The sequence below is a fragment of the Gilliamella sp. BG3 genome, from assembly GCF_046635605.1.
Lineage (GTDB): Bacteria > Pseudomonadota > Gammaproteobacteria > Enterobacterales > Orbaceae > Gilliamella > Gilliamella bombi.
In genome coordinates this window covers 60,496-76,404 of record NZ_JBIDFE010000004.1, presented here as the reverse complement: position 1 = coordinate 76,404, position 15,909 = coordinate 60,496, and the positions used below count along the sequence as shown (strand labels likewise).

Sequence of the window (15,909 nt, the reverse complement as noted above, 5' to 3'; positions counted from 1 at the left end):
GCGCTTTCTTTTATAATATTGTCTTATTTCTTCTCTATTTTTAGCTTAAAAAGAGTAATTTTCATGAAAATTTTAGCTGGTTGCTCGGCCTTATCTGCATTTCGTATTAATAAAATATTATCTACTTGTTGTGAAAAATCTATTCCTGTTATCGATATTGAAGCCCAATATCTGCATTTTGTTGATTTGGTTGGCGAGTTGACGGCTGAACAACAGTTAACGTTAGATAAATTATTACAATACGGTCCAAAAAATGCACAAATCAATGTTAAACAAACGGCTAGTAAGCAACTCTTTTTAGTGGCGCCAAGAGTGGGAACGATTTCGCCTTGGTCATCAAAAGCAACTGATATTGTACATAATTGCGGTTTATCACAGATTCGCCGTATCGAGAGGGGGATTGCTTATTATGTGCAAGTAAGTTCAGAATTAACCGATTGGCAAAAAAACGATTTTATAGCATTAATTCATGATCGCATGATGGAAGCGGTCTTTAGCCATGTTGATCAAGCCGAGCAGTTATTTCATGTTGAATCACCTGCACCAGTTACAACCATTGATTTATTAGGTCAGGGGCGTGCGGCATTAGATGAGGCTAATCTTAAATTAGGTTTGGCGTTAGCATCTGATGAGATTGATTATTTAGTTGAGAACTTTAAAAAACTAAATCGTAATCCTACTGATATTGAGCTTTATATGTTTGCACAAGCCAATTCTGAGCATTGTCGTCACAAGATTTTTAATGCCGATTGGGTTATTGATGGGGTAAAGCAGCCTAAATCACTGTTTAAGATGATCAAAAATACTTTTGAACACACTCCTGATTATGTTTCGTCCGCTTATAAAGATAATGCCGCAGTGATGGATGGTTCAATCGTTGGGCGCTTTTTTGCGGATAATGAGAATAAAACCTACTGCTATCATCAAGAATATGCAGATATTTTAATGAAAGTTGAAACACATAATCATCCAACAGCTATATCACCTTGGCCGGGTGCGGCAACGGGCAGTGGAGGTGAGATTCGTGATGAAGGGGCAACTGGTCGAGGTGCTAAACCTAAAGCCGGTTTAGTAGGGTTTTCAGTTTCTAATTTACGTATTCCTAATTTTGAACAACCTTGGGAGCAAAATTTTGGTAAGCCTGATCGCATTGTGAGCGCCTTTGATATTATGATGGATGGCCCTTTAGGTGGTGCGGCGTTTAATAATGAATTTGGTCGTCCGGCTTTGTTAGGGTATTTCCGTACTTATGAAGAAAAGGTTAACAGCCATAATGGCGAGGAGCTTCGAGGTTATCATAAACCGATTATGTTAGCTGGTGGTATGGGTAATATTCGCCGTGAACATATCCAAAAAGGTGAGTTTCCAGCGGGCTCTAAACTGATTGTGTTAGGTGGCCCTGCTATGAATATTGGCTTAGGTGGTGGGGCGGCTTCGTCTATGGCGTCGGGTCAGTCCGATGCTGATTTGGATTTTGCTTCTGTTCAGCGTGATAATCCTGAAATGGAGCGCCGTTGTCAGGAAGTTATCGATCGCTGTTGGCAGCTTGGTGAAGATAATCCTATCTTATTTATTCATGATGTTGGTGCTGGAGGTTTGTCTAATGCAATGCCTGAACTTGTTAGCGATGGTGGGTGTGGCGGTCAGTTTGAGCTTCGTAAAATACTTAGCGATGAACCAGGTATGTCACCACTAGAAGTTTGGTGTAATGAATCGCAAGAGCGCTATGTGCTTGCGATTCATCCCGATAAATTGGCATTATTTGCTGAACTTTGTCAGCGTGAGCGTGCACCTTATGCGGTGATTGGTCAGGCAACCGTCAATAAGGCGGTTATCTTGCATGATGAGCATTTTAATAATCATCCCATCGATTTGCCATTAGATGTGCTACTTGGTAAAACGCCTAAAATGCAACGTGATGTTAAAACTCACCAAGCACATGGTGATAATTTCTCAACGTCTGAAATTAATTTATATGATGCGGTCAAACGTGTTCTACATTTGCCAACCGTTGCCGAAAAGACCTTTTTAATTACCATTGGCGATCGTTCAGTGACGGGTATGGTTGCTCGTGATCAAATGATCGGTCCTTGGCAAGTGCCGGTTGCTGATTGTGCTGTGACTACTGCAAGTTTGGATAGTTATTATGGTGAGGCTATGTCAATCGGCGAGCGTGCGCCCGTTGCGTTACTTAATTTTGCCGCATCAGCAAGGCTTGCAGTTGGTGAGGCAATTACGAATATTGCCGCAACCAATATTGGTGATATCAAACGGATTAAGCTTTCGGCTAACTGGATGGCAGCAGCAGGACATCCGGGCGAAGATGCTGGTCTTTATGAGGCCGTTAAAGCTATTGGTGAAGAGTTATGCCCAGCTTTAGGGCTTGCTATTCCTGTTGGTAAAGATTCGATGTCCATGAAAACGACATGGCAACAAGATGGTGAGCAACAAACCATGACTTCACCATTATCATTGGTGATTTCGGCATTTGCGCGTGTTGAAGATGTGCGTAAAACAGTGACACCACAATTGCGTACTGATCAGGATAATACTTTATTGTTGGTTGATTTATCGAAAGGCCATCAAGCACTAGGAGCCACCGCACTAGCCCAAGTGTATCGTCATTTAGGGCAAAAAACAGCGGATGTCCATGATCCTAAAGAGCTGCTTGCTTTTTATAATGCGATTCAGGCTTTAGTAAGCCAAAATGCTTTGCTTGCTTATCATGATCGTTCTGATGGTGGACTGTTTGTGACATTGGCCGAAATGGCTTTTGCTGGACATTGTGGTATTGATGTAGATATTGCCTCGTTAGGTCATGATGTGATTGCTTCGTTATTTAATGAAGAATTAGGCGCAGTTATTCAAGTAGCTAATAATCGTTTAGATGATGTGATGGCTTGCTTTAAGCAGTTTGGCTTATCCCATGCGGTTCATGTTCTTGGTAGTGCTAAAACTGGTCAACAAATTATTATGCGTGATAACTCGGCTACAGTATACAGTGAATCACGCTTAACCTTGAGAACATGGTGGGCGCAAACGACATGGCAAATGCAACGTTTACGTGATAATCCTGAATGTGCAGATCAAGAACATCAAGCTAAACAAAATGAAGATGATCCAGGATTAAATGTGCAGCTAACTTTTGATCTGCAAGCCGATATTGCTGCGCCTTATATTGCCAAAGGTACAAAACCTAAAGTGGCCATTTTGCGTGAACAAGGTGTTAACTCGCATGTCGAGATGGCAGCAGCATTTGATAGAGCAGGCTTTCAAGCAATCGATGTACATATGACAGATTTACTTTCTGGTCGAATTACACTTAGTCAATTTAGTACACTGGTTGCTTGTGGTGGCTTCTCTTATGGCGATGTTTTAGGAGCAGGTGAAGGTTGGGCTAAATCTATTTTATTTAATAAAAAAGTGCGTGATGAGTTTGAACGATTCTTCCATCGCAAAGATACTTTATCGTTAGGGGTTTGTAACGGTTGTCAGATGATGTCGAATCTTAAAGATCTAATTCCGGGAGCGGATTTGTGGCCTCGTTTTGTTCGTAATTCGTCAGAACGTTTTGAAGCCCGCTTTAGTTTAGTGCAAATTCAATCAAGCCCTTCGTTGCTATTTACTGATATGGCTGGTTCGCATATGCCAATTGCTGTTTCACATGGGGAAGGACGTGTTGAAGTGGGTGATGATGTTCATCTAAGCCGTTTAGAGGCATCAGGATTAATTGCCGTACGTTATATTGACCATTTTGGCAAAGTAACACAGCAATACCCTGCTAATCCAAATGGTTCGCCAAACGGTATTACTGCAGTGACATCTCAAGATGGGCGGGCAACTATTATGATGCCACATCCAGAACGGGTATTTAGAACAGTAACTAATTCATGGCATCCTGATAACTGGGGTGAAGATAGCCCTTGGATGAGAATATTCCGTAATGCTCGTAAGCAATTAGGTTAAATAAAACAAAGATCGCCGACAATGGTGTCGGCGATATGTTTATTTGTTGAGTAGTTTAAGCAGTAACTGAGTGCTTTTGTCTTTCGATAAGTGGCTGCGCTAAAACGTGCTCCATTTTTCGTAATAGCTCGTCTGTTTCTTCCCAGTTAATACATGCGTCAGTCACAGATACGCCATATTTAAAGTTTTCTGGTAGTTGCTCGGAAGGCTGATTTCCTTCAAATAAGTTACTTTCAATCATTACACCAATAATTGAATTATTGCCTTTTTCTATTTGCTCGATAATGGAATTAGCAACAATAGGTTGATTTCGATAATCTTTATTTGAATTTGCATGGCTACAGTCAACCATTAAGTTAGGTAACAATCCTGCCTTTTTCATTTGTGTTTCGCACAATGCGACATTTTCAGCATCATAATTTGGTGTTTTACCGCCACGCAAAATAACATGGCCGTGTGGATTGCCTGTTGTTTGTAAAACCGTTACTTGTCCTTTTTGGTTAATTCCTACAAAACGATGAGGCATAGAGGCTGATTTCATCGCATTAATTGCAACATCTAAACTGCCATCAGTTCCATTTTTAAAACCAACAGGCATTGATAGGCCAGATGCCATTTCTCGATGCGTTTGTGATTCAGTAGTTCTTGCCCCGATTGCAGACCAACTAATTAAATCGCCAATGTATTGTGGTGTGTTGGGATCTAGTGCTTCAGTTGCAATAGGCAAGCCAATTTGAGTAATATCAAGCAGTAATTTACGGGCTTTTTTTAGTCCATGCTCAATATCAAATGAGCTATCCATGTGAGGATCGTTAATCATACCTTTCCAACCAACAGTGGTTCTTGGTTTTTCAAAATAAACACGCATGACAATAAATAAGTGATCCTTAACTTCGTCCGATAGTCTTTTTAATTTATGCGCATACTCAATTGCAGCAACAGGATCATGAATAGAGCAAGGACCACATACAATAAGTAAGCGGTGATCACGTCGTTCTAAGATATCCACAACAGTTTGGCGTGATAAGGCAATTTGATTTTCTAAATCATGAGAAAGAGGGTAAAGCTGTTTGATTTCTTCAGGTGTGATTAACATATGTTCGTCTCTGATTCGAACATTATTTAAAGTATCTTTTAACATTTTATTTTCCTTGTTAAAATCATTTATATTTTTAAATGTAAAATAATAATTACATATTCGGTTATTATGTAAACACAAAATTACATAATAGTAAATGGAATTTTTATTATTTATTAAATTATAATTTTTTTATGATTGTTAGTTAATTATGAATTTGGTTTAAAAAGTAAGTGTGATGACAATTCAAGTAAATGTTGTAATAAAATGTTTACATTTTATGGCTGTTTTTTGATGGCTATTTTATGTTGTCAACGCATAATATTCTGCTGATGATAAGGCGTTATTTGGGCTATGTATATTTATTGGAATATTTAATGATTACTTTGATATTAAGTGACATAGCTGAAAAATATTTACGCTCTGCTACTTTACCAGCTAACTTAGCCGCATGATTATATATTTTTAGGCAATGTATTAAAACAAGCCAATTTTGTTGTTACCATTCTCCCATTAACAAAAAAAACTATTCAACTATTACAAAAGAAAAATTAGCTTTAATGAGGCCTTCGGCAATACTTATTAATGATGCCTGTGAAAAATAGTTGATCAACAAGCGCCGCTTGAAGTACTAAAAATAAAACGAGCAAAGCCACAGGACTTGATGCATTTGAAATTGAGCCACTACCTACCAATTCCCCTTTTACGACAAACATTTATAATGTTTTATTATCACCTCAAGTCAGCTCTGCAATGGCTGAAATGTGATATGTGAAGGAAAAAATGTGCTGTTAATAATATCACGCAGCATTAAAAGATGAAAAATTTGCCGATAACTAGACCAACCTTGAAGCTAGCTAACTTGTATTCCATTTTGAATTCACCTATAATGCCTTAATATTGTTTTTTTATTTACAATTCACAATTGGGGCTGATTCTGGATTCGACGGGATTTGCGAAACCCAAGGTGCATGCCGAGGTGCGGTAGGCCTCGTAAATAAACCGCAAAAAAATAGTCGCAAACGACGAAAACTACGCACTAGCAGCTTAATAACCTGTATAGAGCCTTCTCTCCCTAGCCTCCGCTCGTAGGACGGGGATCAAGAGGAGTCAAACCCAAACGAGATCGTGTGGAAGCCTTGCTTGGGGCGGAAGCATTAAACTTAATCAAGCTAGTCTATCAGTAGCGTGTTTGTTCGCAGCGGGTAGATGAAATTCAAAAACAAACTACGCATGTAGTACCGAGGATGTAGAGATTTCGGACGCGGGTTCAACTCCCGCCAGCTCCACCACCCATTAAAACAAAAAATTAATAAAATCAAAACATTAAAAAATAAAACCACTGTTTATTTATACATAAAACTGACTCAAAATAGACTATATCAGGACATAAAAATGCACGTGAAATGCACGTGAAATTTTTCCAGAGCATTTTATTACTTCATCTCAACAGCGACGACTAGCACAATTATGTGTTCTATCAAACGCATAAAACACTATACGATATCGCCGAGATGCTACATGACGCTGTTGAGTATTGTAAGTTGAAGATTGATAGTGTGTTTTAATTTTATTATGGCTTTTCTGGCCAATCGATATCTGGCGCAGTATCAACATCAATACGATTTAGTAAAACCCGGTATTTTTTCCATGATGCGTACAGTGCTTTTTCTTCGTCTGTTGCAATATCAGTATCAATAGCATCTTGTAGATAATCAATCTGTGAGCTGGCTTCGCTTAGTAACTGATTTTTTTGCACTGATGCTAACATGACATAATGATGATGCTGTTTATTTTCATCTAATACCCACGCACCGTCCCAAAAATCAAACTCAGAATTTGGTTTTAACAGCGTGTAATCATTAGGAATATCGCCGATTTCGGTTACTGTTGATTCTGCTCCTGTTTTTGTTGAGTAGATTTTTTTACCCCTGTGGTCTACTGGATATATCCACTTGTCGCCTACTCTAACGATTGCGTGCTCATCATCAACTGGATTCGGGGCATCTAAACAAACATGATCCGGTAAACCGATTCCCTCCGCAACATATTCGTATGTTGCGTTGATAAATTCGCCTGTTTTTGTATCTGTGTTATAAATTAATGCCCATCCCTCACTTGTTACAAAACCATCTTTATCAAACTGTGCCGCTTTTGGTTTTAATTGATATTTCATTATAAATCTCCTTAATTATTCTGCTTTAACTATGTACAAAAATGCCACGCTTCTAACGCGATTCTCATGGGCAATTGGAACGTGTTTAGCTGCGTCGAATATTAATTTTTGATGTGAACCACCCGACCAGTTCCCGGTTTGATACGCACCGACGGAATTCACGCTTGCGTGGAACGCCCCCGAGCTAATATTTTGATGCGTTGCACCTGTCATGAACGTTTCTAAACAACCCCAAATATTACGTATAGCGTCACCTTGCCAGCTTAAAATTTCACGACCGGGGTCAACTCCGCGACCGTCATCCCACCCGCGAACAGTTTCCCCTCTCATTTCTGGCAAATAACCCGACGGGTATGCTTTTGCAAGTTTCGGATATTTATTTTTATCAAATTTCCAACCGTTGCATTTTAGCCAGCCGGCTGGCGGTGTAGCAGTTGGCCACGGTTGCGGGATGCCAACCGGTAAATAATCATTAATATTTGCTGTAGTAATTGCTTCGTGCCATTGCTGCTTACCTTCTTTCGTGTCACAGCGATAATAAATGCGTGGCTCTTTTGAGTTAACTACTGATAGCTGTTCAACTTTCCATGTTGAGCTACTGCTCGGATATGCTAATAATGTTGCTGTGCTATTACCTGATAGTTGTAAATCGGTAAAATCTGTCGTTCTACATTGATAAAATCCACCCACCAAATGATCATCAAAATTATTAGCAATAGCACCGACGGATGAGCCGATACCGTAATCGCCTGCTTTTAAAACTGATTTACCATTAATCGCAACATCATCAATGTTTTCAAAACGCCATGTGTTATCGTTTGCTGCGTATCGTAATTTGTTTGTCCATGTATTTGATTTAGCGTCATAAAATGCGTATATAAAACTATCACCTGACGGTCGCAGTACCATTTCATTTTTGTTTTCATGCAAAAATTTTATTCCATAAGATGTTGGCGAAAACCGTAACTGTCCCGTTATTTCATCACCAGACTTTTTCACTGCGTTTGACGCTAAATCGTATGCGGTTTTCACGGCTTTCGGCGTTGCTGCTTCTGTTTCTGATGTGCTGTTGGTTGCTGAGTTAAGCTTTACACTCCCTTTTTTGACAAATTCTTTAATAGCTGTAGCGAGTTGGTCATGCTTTGATTTATCCAGTTTAATACCTGCTGACTCAATCGCATTAGCAATTTCTTCTTGGATAGCATCACAATAAAGATAATCTAATTGCGTTGCTGGTGTGCCTGTTTGTGGATTACCACGAGTAAAGCCATTTTTCCCTTGACCAAACTTATCTCTTTGGGCTGTTGGTGTGTCAATTCTATGCATTGATTGCTCCGTATTTAAAAATTACATAAGTATGTGATGGGCATAATTTTTCAATTATGCATTCGATTTGCTTATCCCCCCACGTTCTCAAATGTGAATCGCATCCATCATTACAGGTCATTTCTGTTATTTGATAATTGTGAGGTATGTTTACAATCCAATAGAAACGCCACTCCTCATCGTATAAATAGTCTTGGCATGTTGATTCACAGGTAAAAACATCATTGTTATAGTTTGTGATCGTGGCGTCTAAATAGCCGTTGGCTTTTAAAACTTGTAGAAAAAATTCTTTACTTATGCCGCCTACCAAATTTATCTTAGAATCTAAACGGTTGCGTCGAGTAGTTAGCGTTTGAACCTCCGATGGGTAACAACTATCGGGTAATCCGCAAATTTGCTCATATCTATCTATGAGTTCTGTTGTCGTTTTGGGATTGATTTCTTGCATTAAATCATCTAATCGAATATGCGTTTTTGATAGTGTTAATGCTAGTGATAAAAGGATTGGCTCTGATTTATCCCACGCTGGACCGTAGGGCAATAAGTGCTCTACCATGCTTCGGTATTGTTTTTCTAAATCCATTCAATCCCCCCGAAGACCGCTACCTGATTTTTTTCTACAAAAATATCTTTATCGGGGTAAACTAATTCATGAGCATACTCGCCGAATGATGAACTAATCACTTCGCTAATACGTGATCTAAATAGTGTTGATTGTGGTCTCCCTTCGCGTAACAAAAATTCTTTTAACTCGGCTTCTATTTGATAACGAATTTCTGGGTTATCAGGTGTGACCATAATTTTAAAATTAATGGGCTTAGGTATCGGTGAAAAAACGATTAGCATAGAGCCGGCAACGGGTGCTAATGGCTCAATATGTTTTTTGACATGTTGAATTGTGGTACTGTCTAAAACTGGATTTACCGGATCGTTATTTGCAATCATCACGCCAACGCTCCCCGCTCCTGCCCAATGACGATAACACCAAGCCCGTGTAACGCCGTGAACTTCTTTTGCCCACTGTACATAATCTTGATCGGCTCCGCTTTGAGGTGTGTAGTACCACCTGTCGATAACTCGTTTTCTAAAAGATTCTAAATCCTCTATATCAGCACCTGACTCAATAGAATCTGCAAAACAAGTTGATGATAGACCAGTAACAGGTGTAATCAGTGACATACTGGTACCATCATCACAGTTTCCTTTTTTGCCTGTCTCGTCACACACTACGGGCACTCTTAAAACATTATTTGCGGATGTTGTCGTTTTGGTAACTGTATACATGCACTGATCAACTTGACGCCTGACCTTTTGGTCTTTATTAATAACAATGCCATCAGCCACTTCATCAAATCGAATATAACCAACCGCAGGCGTAGGTTGTTTTCTATAGCAACGCTTCATATTTCCATGCCGAATCAACCAAGCTTCGTCTGCTTGATCGGGTAAAATATTTTTGGCCATATTTTCAATATAGCCCAATAACACATGTGTGGCCCCAGCTATAACTCGCCCGTACACTTCCGGGTCATTACGTCGTAATGAAATTAATTCATCATCAACAGCTAGGCGCGCATATAAATCATTGCGTATAGTTGTGATTAAATCCGGTAATGTTGGTCTTGAAAATCCACTAGACATTAATATCACTCCATAAGTTGTCAAACCTAAATTCTTCATTGCTACCATCTTTTTTGTAAATATTGATAGTAGCAACTAAAACGGTTAAATCGGTTCGTTTTACTGAAACATCAATACGTAATGCCAGCCCATCATCAATCATCCATTGCACCGCTTCTTTTATGTAAATTTTTGCAAAGTTAGCTGTTTGATTTGTTAATTTTGAGCGAGCCAATAAATAAAGGCGTGACCCAATTTTGTCATTTGCTATACTAGGGTATGAATCGCCCCACCAACCGTACGGATGATCTGAATCATCACTGGTGTTTTTTCGTCGCCATGTGAATAGCGAAATTATTAGCGCACGATATAACTTATTTTGAATATTAGTGGGATAAGTATTTCTACCATTTACTGTTAATATCATTTTGTTTTAGCCATAAAAAAACCGTCTAATGACGGTTTATGTAATGAAGTGAGAATTATTCTAATAATTGATTAGGAGTTTGTGTGACCGAGTTTGTTTCGTTATGCGTATGACCATTATAAATGGTTCTGATGTTTGAAATAGTGCTAGTTTTATCCTCTATTTCTCCAGACGATTTTAATGATGGTGTATTAAATTGCGTTCCTGATGATGCGTTAACTGTTAAGTTTTTTGTATTTAACACTATTTCATCATCAGCACTCACAATAAATCGCTTAGTTTTTACATTGATTTCATTATTGCGATTAAAAATAATGTAATCACCTTCGTCTGTGTAAATAGCAACTTCACCTTTTTTAAGCGACTTAATACGATAGCGACGATCGCCAGCAGCAAGAATCACACCATGCGATTTATCGCCGTCTAAAAATAGCGCCACTGCTTCTGCGCCATCCAATGGTCTTGATGTGAACCCGTATGGCTCGATATGCTCGACATCACTTTTTTGTTCACCGCCCGACATTTTGATTTGCAACGTCTGGCATTTGCTTGCACTGTTACTGAATGTGATATAGCCACGAGATACAAGGTTCATTATTTTATTTAAAACTTTACGCATTAGAATACCTCACCATCTGATTTCTTACCTTTTTTCTTCTTGGTTTTCTTCCTATCTGGCAAATATGCTTCAACGGGTCCTACTTTTAATTCACATAACGTTCCTCGACTGCTTAAGCTGTATTTAACTTCGGCAATAACCAGTTTTTCATTATCATAACCCAGTAGCGGATCATCAACGACAACCATTTGATTCGGTTTCCATAACGTTCCATCACCTTGCCGCCAACCTTGAACCGTGTATGTAACTTCTCTGGTTTTGCTTGCTCTCAGCACTTTTTCCATTTCACAGCGTTCTTGGCAAGTACCGTTATTCGAATCGCCAGACTGTTTAATGATTAGAGGGCGGTATCTTAAGATCCCTTCATCTTTAGATGTGGATCTAACTGATGCTAGTGTTGCTTCACCAAAGTTTTCATCATCACCGACGCCTTGCCCTGAGACAAAATAATCGGAATACCGTTCTTTGATACTCTTTTCAGTATCCGCAGACAAAATATTAGCCCCTAAAACCAAAGCTGTGTTTGCCTCATCTGAACCAATATCACCAATTATTACTTGCCCTTGCTCATCATCAAACACAACAATTTGTTGCATGCCCATTATTTTACTAATGACATCAAAAACGGTATCCCCCTGATCCGCTTGAATACTAACGGAACCTGCATCACTGCCTTGATTAATAACATTCAGTTTGAATGGTTTAACCAAATCTTGAATAACTTGAATAGTTGAACTACCGCTATATTGTTTGGGTACCGCACTACAATCAACACAATCAGCCGTTTTACTCCTACCGACAATGCCCATTGATAGCGACCCTGCATCGTACCGAATCGGCAACGCTTCAACGTAACCGGTTAAAACCACATCATCATCGATATACACTTCAACTAAATCACCATTTTTAACATCAATTTTTGTTTCTGTATTGTCAGTTGATGAAGGCCATTGGCGGGTGATAGTGACATTAAAATCACGGGCTAGCCGTTCAATACCTGCCGAAATACTTACATCAGTCCAGCCACCAAAATACTGACGGTTAACTTTCAAAAAAACTTTATTTTGATTCATGGTTTCGGTACTCGCAGCTCTTTAACAGGAATAAAACCAGGATGAAGAATGTTGTTACGAATCGATATATCCTCACAACGCATAGCATTGTTATAAAGATAGTGAGCTAAAACCAAATCAGGCAACACTTCATTAGGAATATAGACAATTGTTTTTTCTATTTTGATTAAGCGTGCATTGATATCTTGGTTAACCGCAGCCTTTAATTTTACTAGCGCAATGTATAAACCATCATGCTCGGTTCGTGACAATTCTTTATCAAAGAATCCATTAATGGATTCTTTGATATCCAGTAAATCATCAAATGAAATTGTGTTACTTTTTTCAACTGTTGATGATGTTGATACGGGAGTGTTTGTTATGTTAGCCGTTGAATGATGAGTTGGTAACGTATGATCTTGGTCAAAAGAATGCTCTTTTTTACCTTTTGTTGATTCTAATGCCACAGGAGCAAAAGCTTGCTTCCTTTTATCTTCAACCTGTTTCGGTAGTGATGCGATTATTCGTGATGCTTCTGTTAGTGCGGTTACTCGAATAGCAGTATTAATTAAGTTTTGATTTTTCTTTCTTTTTTTAGTTGATTTGCTATCGGTTGACCAAATAGCACCGGGTAAAATGCTTTTTATAAATGATATACCGTTAAACACCTTTACTCTTGCTATCAACCCATTTATAGAATTGGAAAATTTTGTTGCACTCTTCCAAACATTTTTGATTGAATTAATAATGGATGAACCACCCGCACCAAGGATTGGCGACAAGTCACCATTTAGGATTTTAACCGCATCATTAACATATGGAGTTATCGCATTATAAGCATCTGCGATATCATTTAAAATTGACATGGTGTCATCAAGAATACTGTGCTGTACAAAATCAGGCGCATCAATTAAGTCAAAATCTTCAAACGCATCTAATAGTGCTTGATCTACATTATCTGCATTTTCATCAACTACATCATCAGTCGCTACCGACGAATCAGGGAATATTAACTCACCTGCTTCGACAAATGAAAATGAAATAACACTCATTCGACCGTTTTCAACGGAGTTGCTGACAGTTGCTGTACCCACAATATTGACATTAAGTTCGCCAAGAATAGGATGTATTAATGTTCCTGCTCCCTCTTCCTCAATTGCCTCTACCAGTTTTTCAGCTTGTTCTTTGTGATCATCACCAACCACAAAGGCGTCAATTTTATTTTTACGTGCTGAACGTCCCAGATCTTCGGTGTATGGAACATCCCTGAATGGGTATTCATGCGTCTGATTCCGCCGCCCGAATTCTGATGAGGTGCCACTAACTTGAAAAGGAACACCTCGGAAACTGGCCGGCAATAAATTATTTAACCAGTTTAAGTTCATAAAGCTCATAAAACTCATTAATTTCTCCCAAAGTTAGCGTAGGGATTCCAGCCAACGTCAGTTTTAGTATTAAAACCTGATGCCTGTTTTGTCTCTTTTACTACTGTGCCATTCGGTGCATTCTCAAACTTAACAACAAGCTCGCCTTTACTGTTGCGATTTACATTATTATTTGAAAAGTTGTTTAGTGGCATTTGTGGTGCTTGATAATACGGATATGTAACCATTGGTTTCGCCATTTCTTTCGGTAAATTTGCCGTATCAATCTTAACTTTTACTTCCTTTTCATCATCACCAAAAATATAGTCCCACGCATCTAGTAGCGGTTGGATGCCTGACTTAACGTTATCCCACAAGTTTTTAAAGAAATTCTGAACACTTTCCCACACTTTTGGAATAGCTTCCCCCGCATTTTTAAATGGTTCGACAAATACATTAATTATCGGCATTACATAAGGCTTGATAAACTCCCAGATACCATTAAAGAATTTACCTACAACTTCCCATGATTTTACAATCCCTTCACCGCCTGCTTTAAAACCTGCTATAAAGAAGTTAATGATAGGCATGACAAAGGGTTTGATAAATTCCCATAATCCACTAAAGAACTTACTAACAGCACCCCAAGCATTAACAATAAAAGAAGCTCCAACTTTGAACCCTTCAATAAAGAAATTGATAATCGGCATTACATAAGGCTTAATCACCCCCCACAACCACTTAAAAAATTTAACTATATCATCCCAGTATGTGATAATTAACACTGCGGCGATAGCAATGCCAGTCATAATAAATCCTATTGGGTTCGCCGCCATTACCGCATTTAAAGCCATTGATGCTGCACGTACCTTTTTAAATACATTTGATAATTTTATTTGAGCTGCCGAATGAAACTTTGTTGCCAATTCATTAGCTTTGAGCACGCCGTTGTAAATACTGATCCCTGTTGATAGCGCGCCAACAATGATATTCACCCCCGCACACGCAACACGAAGACCAATTAACCCCGCAACCGCCATCGCAGCCATTTTCACTAGTTCAGGGTTTTCTTGGATGAAATGACCGAATGAAACCACTAATGGTTTTAGTCCAACTAATAATTCTGCGAAAGATGGTAGTAATGAATCACCAATTGATAGGCTAACATCGGTAAGAGCATTGTTAAATGATTGTAATTTGCCTGCAGTTGTGTTTGAACGGGATTCATATTCATTCTGCATTGACCCAGCATAATGAGATGCGTCACCAACCTGATCAAAGTTCTTTTTTAATAACTCCATATTGTTGAGTAATGGCGATATTGCGGCAACACTTTCTTTTCCAAACAACACTGTTAATGCCGCTGCACGTCTATCAGCCGATACCTTACCTAATGACTCTAACACAGACATAATTGTCCCTTGTGCGTCTTTTTGCATCCCTTTTGCTATTTGGGTTGATGTGAATCCAAGTTGTTGAAATGCCTTTTGTTGTTTCGCTGTCGCTGCTTTACCTGATGTTAGCGTCAGCATAAAGTTTTTAATACCTGTAGCCGCTTGATCGGTATTGGTACCCGTTGCAATAATTGTTGAACTTAATGCCGCTAATTTATCAGCACTAACCCCTGATTGTGCGGCAAGCGTACCCATTCGTGTAACTACATCTGAAATTTCCTTTGCTTTCGCATTCTGGCTATTACCTAATAAGTTAATCTTATCAGATAATTCAACTACTTCACTTTGAGTCAGTTTTAAAGCAGTTCGCCATGTTGACATTGTACTGCCTGCTTCTTCGGCTGTGGTATCAAACGCAATACCCATTTTTACGGCATCTTCGGCAAATCGTAGCAAATCATCCTTTGGGATATTTGCCTGACCACCCTCTGCAACGATAGAGGCGATATCTTTAGCCGCCATTGGTAAGCGTAATGACATTTCACGAATATCTTGACCCATTTGTTTAAATTGTTCAGGCGTATCAAAGTCAACGACTTTCCTAATGTCAGCCATTTTTTCTTCATACCCCATCGCATCTTTCACCCCTTTAACAAACGGCGCAGAGATAGTTAGCCCAGTTACTGCATCTTTTAAACCAAGTTTGCCAAAGCCTGATTTGTTCATGCTTTTTTGGAACTTTTCAAGTTTGCCTTTCATGGTATTTAATTGAGGTGACAGCTTATCAACACATGTCACCACTGCTTTTAAGTTAAAGCCTGCCATTTATGATTCCTTGCTATTTTCTATGCGATTTGCTTGTTCACATAATTCAAAAACTTCGGATA

The 15,909-nt window shown here is 38.9% G+C and carries 11 protein-coding genes, 1 other RNA gene and 2 pseudogenes; 3 read left to right on the top strand and 11 right to left on the bottom strand.

Annotated features, from left to right (window positions below; all coding sequences use genetic code 11):
• Positions 1–63: 63 nt before the first annotated feature.
• Positions 64–3,966 (top strand): phosphoribosylformylglycinamidine synthase, encoded by a 3,903-nt coding sequence (purL, locus tag ACGH6S_RS02925; RefSeq protein ID WP_411578308.1) that lies wholly within the window; start codon positions 64–66, stop codon positions 3,964–3,966.
• A 55-nt stretch (positions 3,967–4,021) separates the two neighbouring features.
• Here the strand turns inward: purL and ACGH6S_RS02920 are convergent, their stop codons facing one another.
• Positions 4,022–5,107, bottom strand: coding sequence for a 3-deoxy-7-phosphoheptulonate synthase (locus ACGH6S_RS02920; protein ID WP_411578307.1), 1,086 nt, complete (start codon positions 5,105–5,107; stop codon positions 4,022–4,024).
• A gap of 398 nt (positions 5,108–5,505) precedes the next feature.
• Here ACGH6S_RS02920 and ACGH6S_RS02915 point away from each other — a divergent pair, with 398 nt between their 5' ends.
• Both ACGH6S_RS02915 and ssrA read left to right on the top strand, forming a co-directional pair.
• Positions 5,506–5,649: an NAD(P)-dependent oxidoreductase gene (locus ACGH6S_RS02915; protein WP_411578327.1), complete on the top strand. Its 144-nt coding sequence runs from the start codon at positions 5,506–5,508 to the stop codon at positions 5,647–5,649.
• A gap of 322 nt (positions 5,650–5,971) precedes the next feature.
• Positions 5,972–6,336, top strand: a transfer-messenger RNA (tmRNA) gene (ssrA, locus tag ACGH6S_RS02910).
• A gap of 281 nt (positions 6,337–6,617) precedes the next feature.
• Here ssrA and ACGH6S_RS02905 read toward each other — a convergent pair.
• The 10 genes and pseudogenes from ACGH6S_RS02905 to ACGH6S_RS02860 all read right to left on the bottom strand — a co-directional run bounded on the left by ACGH6S_RS02905 (position 6,618) and on the right by ACGH6S_RS02860 (position 15,847).
• Positions 6,618–7,220: a tail fiber assembly protein gene (locus ACGH6S_RS02905; protein WP_411578306.1), complete on the bottom strand. Its 603-nt coding sequence runs from the start codon at positions 7,218–7,220 to the stop codon at positions 6,618–6,620.
• A gap of 228 nt (positions 7,221–7,448) precedes the next feature.
• Positions 7,449–7,685 (bottom strand): annotated as a pseudogene (locus ACGH6S_RS02900) (phage tail protein); the annotation flags it as partial.
• Positions 7,686–8,267: 582 nt separating this feature from the next.
• Positions 8,268–8,546: pseudogene (locus tag ACGH6S_RS02895) on the bottom strand (tail fiber protein); the annotation flags it as partial.
• Positions 8,539–9,129 carry a YmfQ family protein gene (locus ACGH6S_RS02890; protein ID WP_411578305.1) on the bottom strand — a complete coding sequence of 197 codons (591 nt, stop codon included), beginning with the start codon at positions 9,127–9,129 and terminating at the stop codon, positions 8,539–8,541. The gene ACGH6S_RS02890 and the pseudogene ACGH6S_RS02895, both read right to left, overlap by 8 nt.
• Positions 9,120–10,226, bottom strand: a complete 1,107-nt coding sequence (locus ACGH6S_RS02885) for a baseplate J/gp47 family protein (protein WP_411579483.1) — start codon at positions 10,224–10,226, stop codon at positions 9,120–9,122. Before ACGH6S_RS02885 ends, ACGH6S_RS02890 begins: the two co-directional genes overlap by 10 nt.
• Positions 10,180–10,593, bottom strand: a complete 414-nt coding sequence (locus tag ACGH6S_RS02880; protein ID WP_411578303.1) for a phage GP46 family protein — start codon at positions 10,591–10,593, stop codon at positions 10,180–10,182. Before ACGH6S_RS02880 ends, ACGH6S_RS02885 begins: the two co-directional genes overlap by 47 nt.
• A 55-nt stretch (positions 10,594–10,648) precedes the next feature.
• Entirely contained in the window at positions 10,649–11,212 is a 564-nt protein-coding gene (locus ACGH6S_RS02875; protein WP_411578302.1) for a phage baseplate assembly protein V, read from the bottom strand.
• A complete protein-coding gene (locus ACGH6S_RS02870; RefSeq protein WP_411578301.1) occupies positions 11,212–12,285 on the bottom strand; it encodes a phage baseplate assembly protein in 1,074 nt (357 codons plus the stop codon). Before ACGH6S_RS02870 ends, ACGH6S_RS02875 begins: the two co-directional genes overlap by 1 nt.
• A complete protein-coding gene (locus tag ACGH6S_RS02865) occupies positions 12,282–13,667 on the bottom strand; it encodes a DNA circularization protein (protein WP_411578300.1) in 1,386 nt (461 codons plus the stop codon). Before ACGH6S_RS02865 ends, ACGH6S_RS02870 begins: the two co-directional genes overlap by 4 nt.
• Complete coding sequence (locus tag ACGH6S_RS02860; protein WP_411578299.1) at positions 13,667–15,847, bottom strand: phage tail tape measure protein; 2,181 nt, start codon at positions 15,845–15,847, stop codon at positions 13,667–13,669. The genes ACGH6S_RS02865 and ACGH6S_RS02860 overlap by 1 nt, the downstream gene beginning before the upstream one ends.
• Positions 15,848–15,909: the final 62 nt, after the last annotated feature.

Coding starts and splice junctions, on each gene's coding strand:
- ACGH6S_RS02875 (WP_411578302.1), bottom strand. CDS start 11,212: ATGCGTAAAGTTTTAAATAAAATAATGAACCTTGTATCTCGTGGCTAT.
- ACGH6S_RS02890 (WP_411578305.1), bottom strand. CDS start 9,129: ATGGATTTAGAAAAACAATACCGAAGCATGGTAGAGCACTTATTGCCC.
- ACGH6S_RS02880 (WP_411578303.1), bottom strand. CDS start 10,593: ATGATATTAACAGTAAATGGTAGAAATACTTATCCCACTAATATTCAA.
- ACGH6S_RS02865 (WP_411578300.1), bottom strand. CDS start 13,667: ATGAGTTTTATGAGCTTTATGAACTTAAACTGGTTAAATAATTTATTG.
- ACGH6S_RS02905 (WP_411578306.1), bottom strand. CDS start 7,220: ATGAAATATCAATTAAAACCAAAAGCGGCACAGTTTGATAAAGATGGT.
- purL (WP_411578308.1), top strand. CDS start 64: ATGAAAATTTTAGCTGGTTGCTCGGCCTTATCTGCATTTCGTATTAAT.
- ACGH6S_RS02920 (WP_411578307.1), bottom strand. CDS start 5,107: ATGTTAAAAGATACTTTAAATAATGTTCGAATCAGAGACGAACATATG.
- ACGH6S_RS02870 (WP_411578301.1), bottom strand. CDS start 12,285: ATGAATCAAAATAAAGTTTTTTTGAAAGTTAACCGTCAGTATTTTGGT.
- ACGH6S_RS02860 (WP_411578299.1), bottom strand. CDS start 15,847: ATGGCAGGCTTTAACTTAAAAGCAGTGGTGACATGTGTTGATAAGCTG.
- ACGH6S_RS02885 (WP_411579483.1), bottom strand. CDS start 10,226: ATGAAGAATTTAGGTTTGACAACTTATGGAGTGATATTAATGTCTAGT.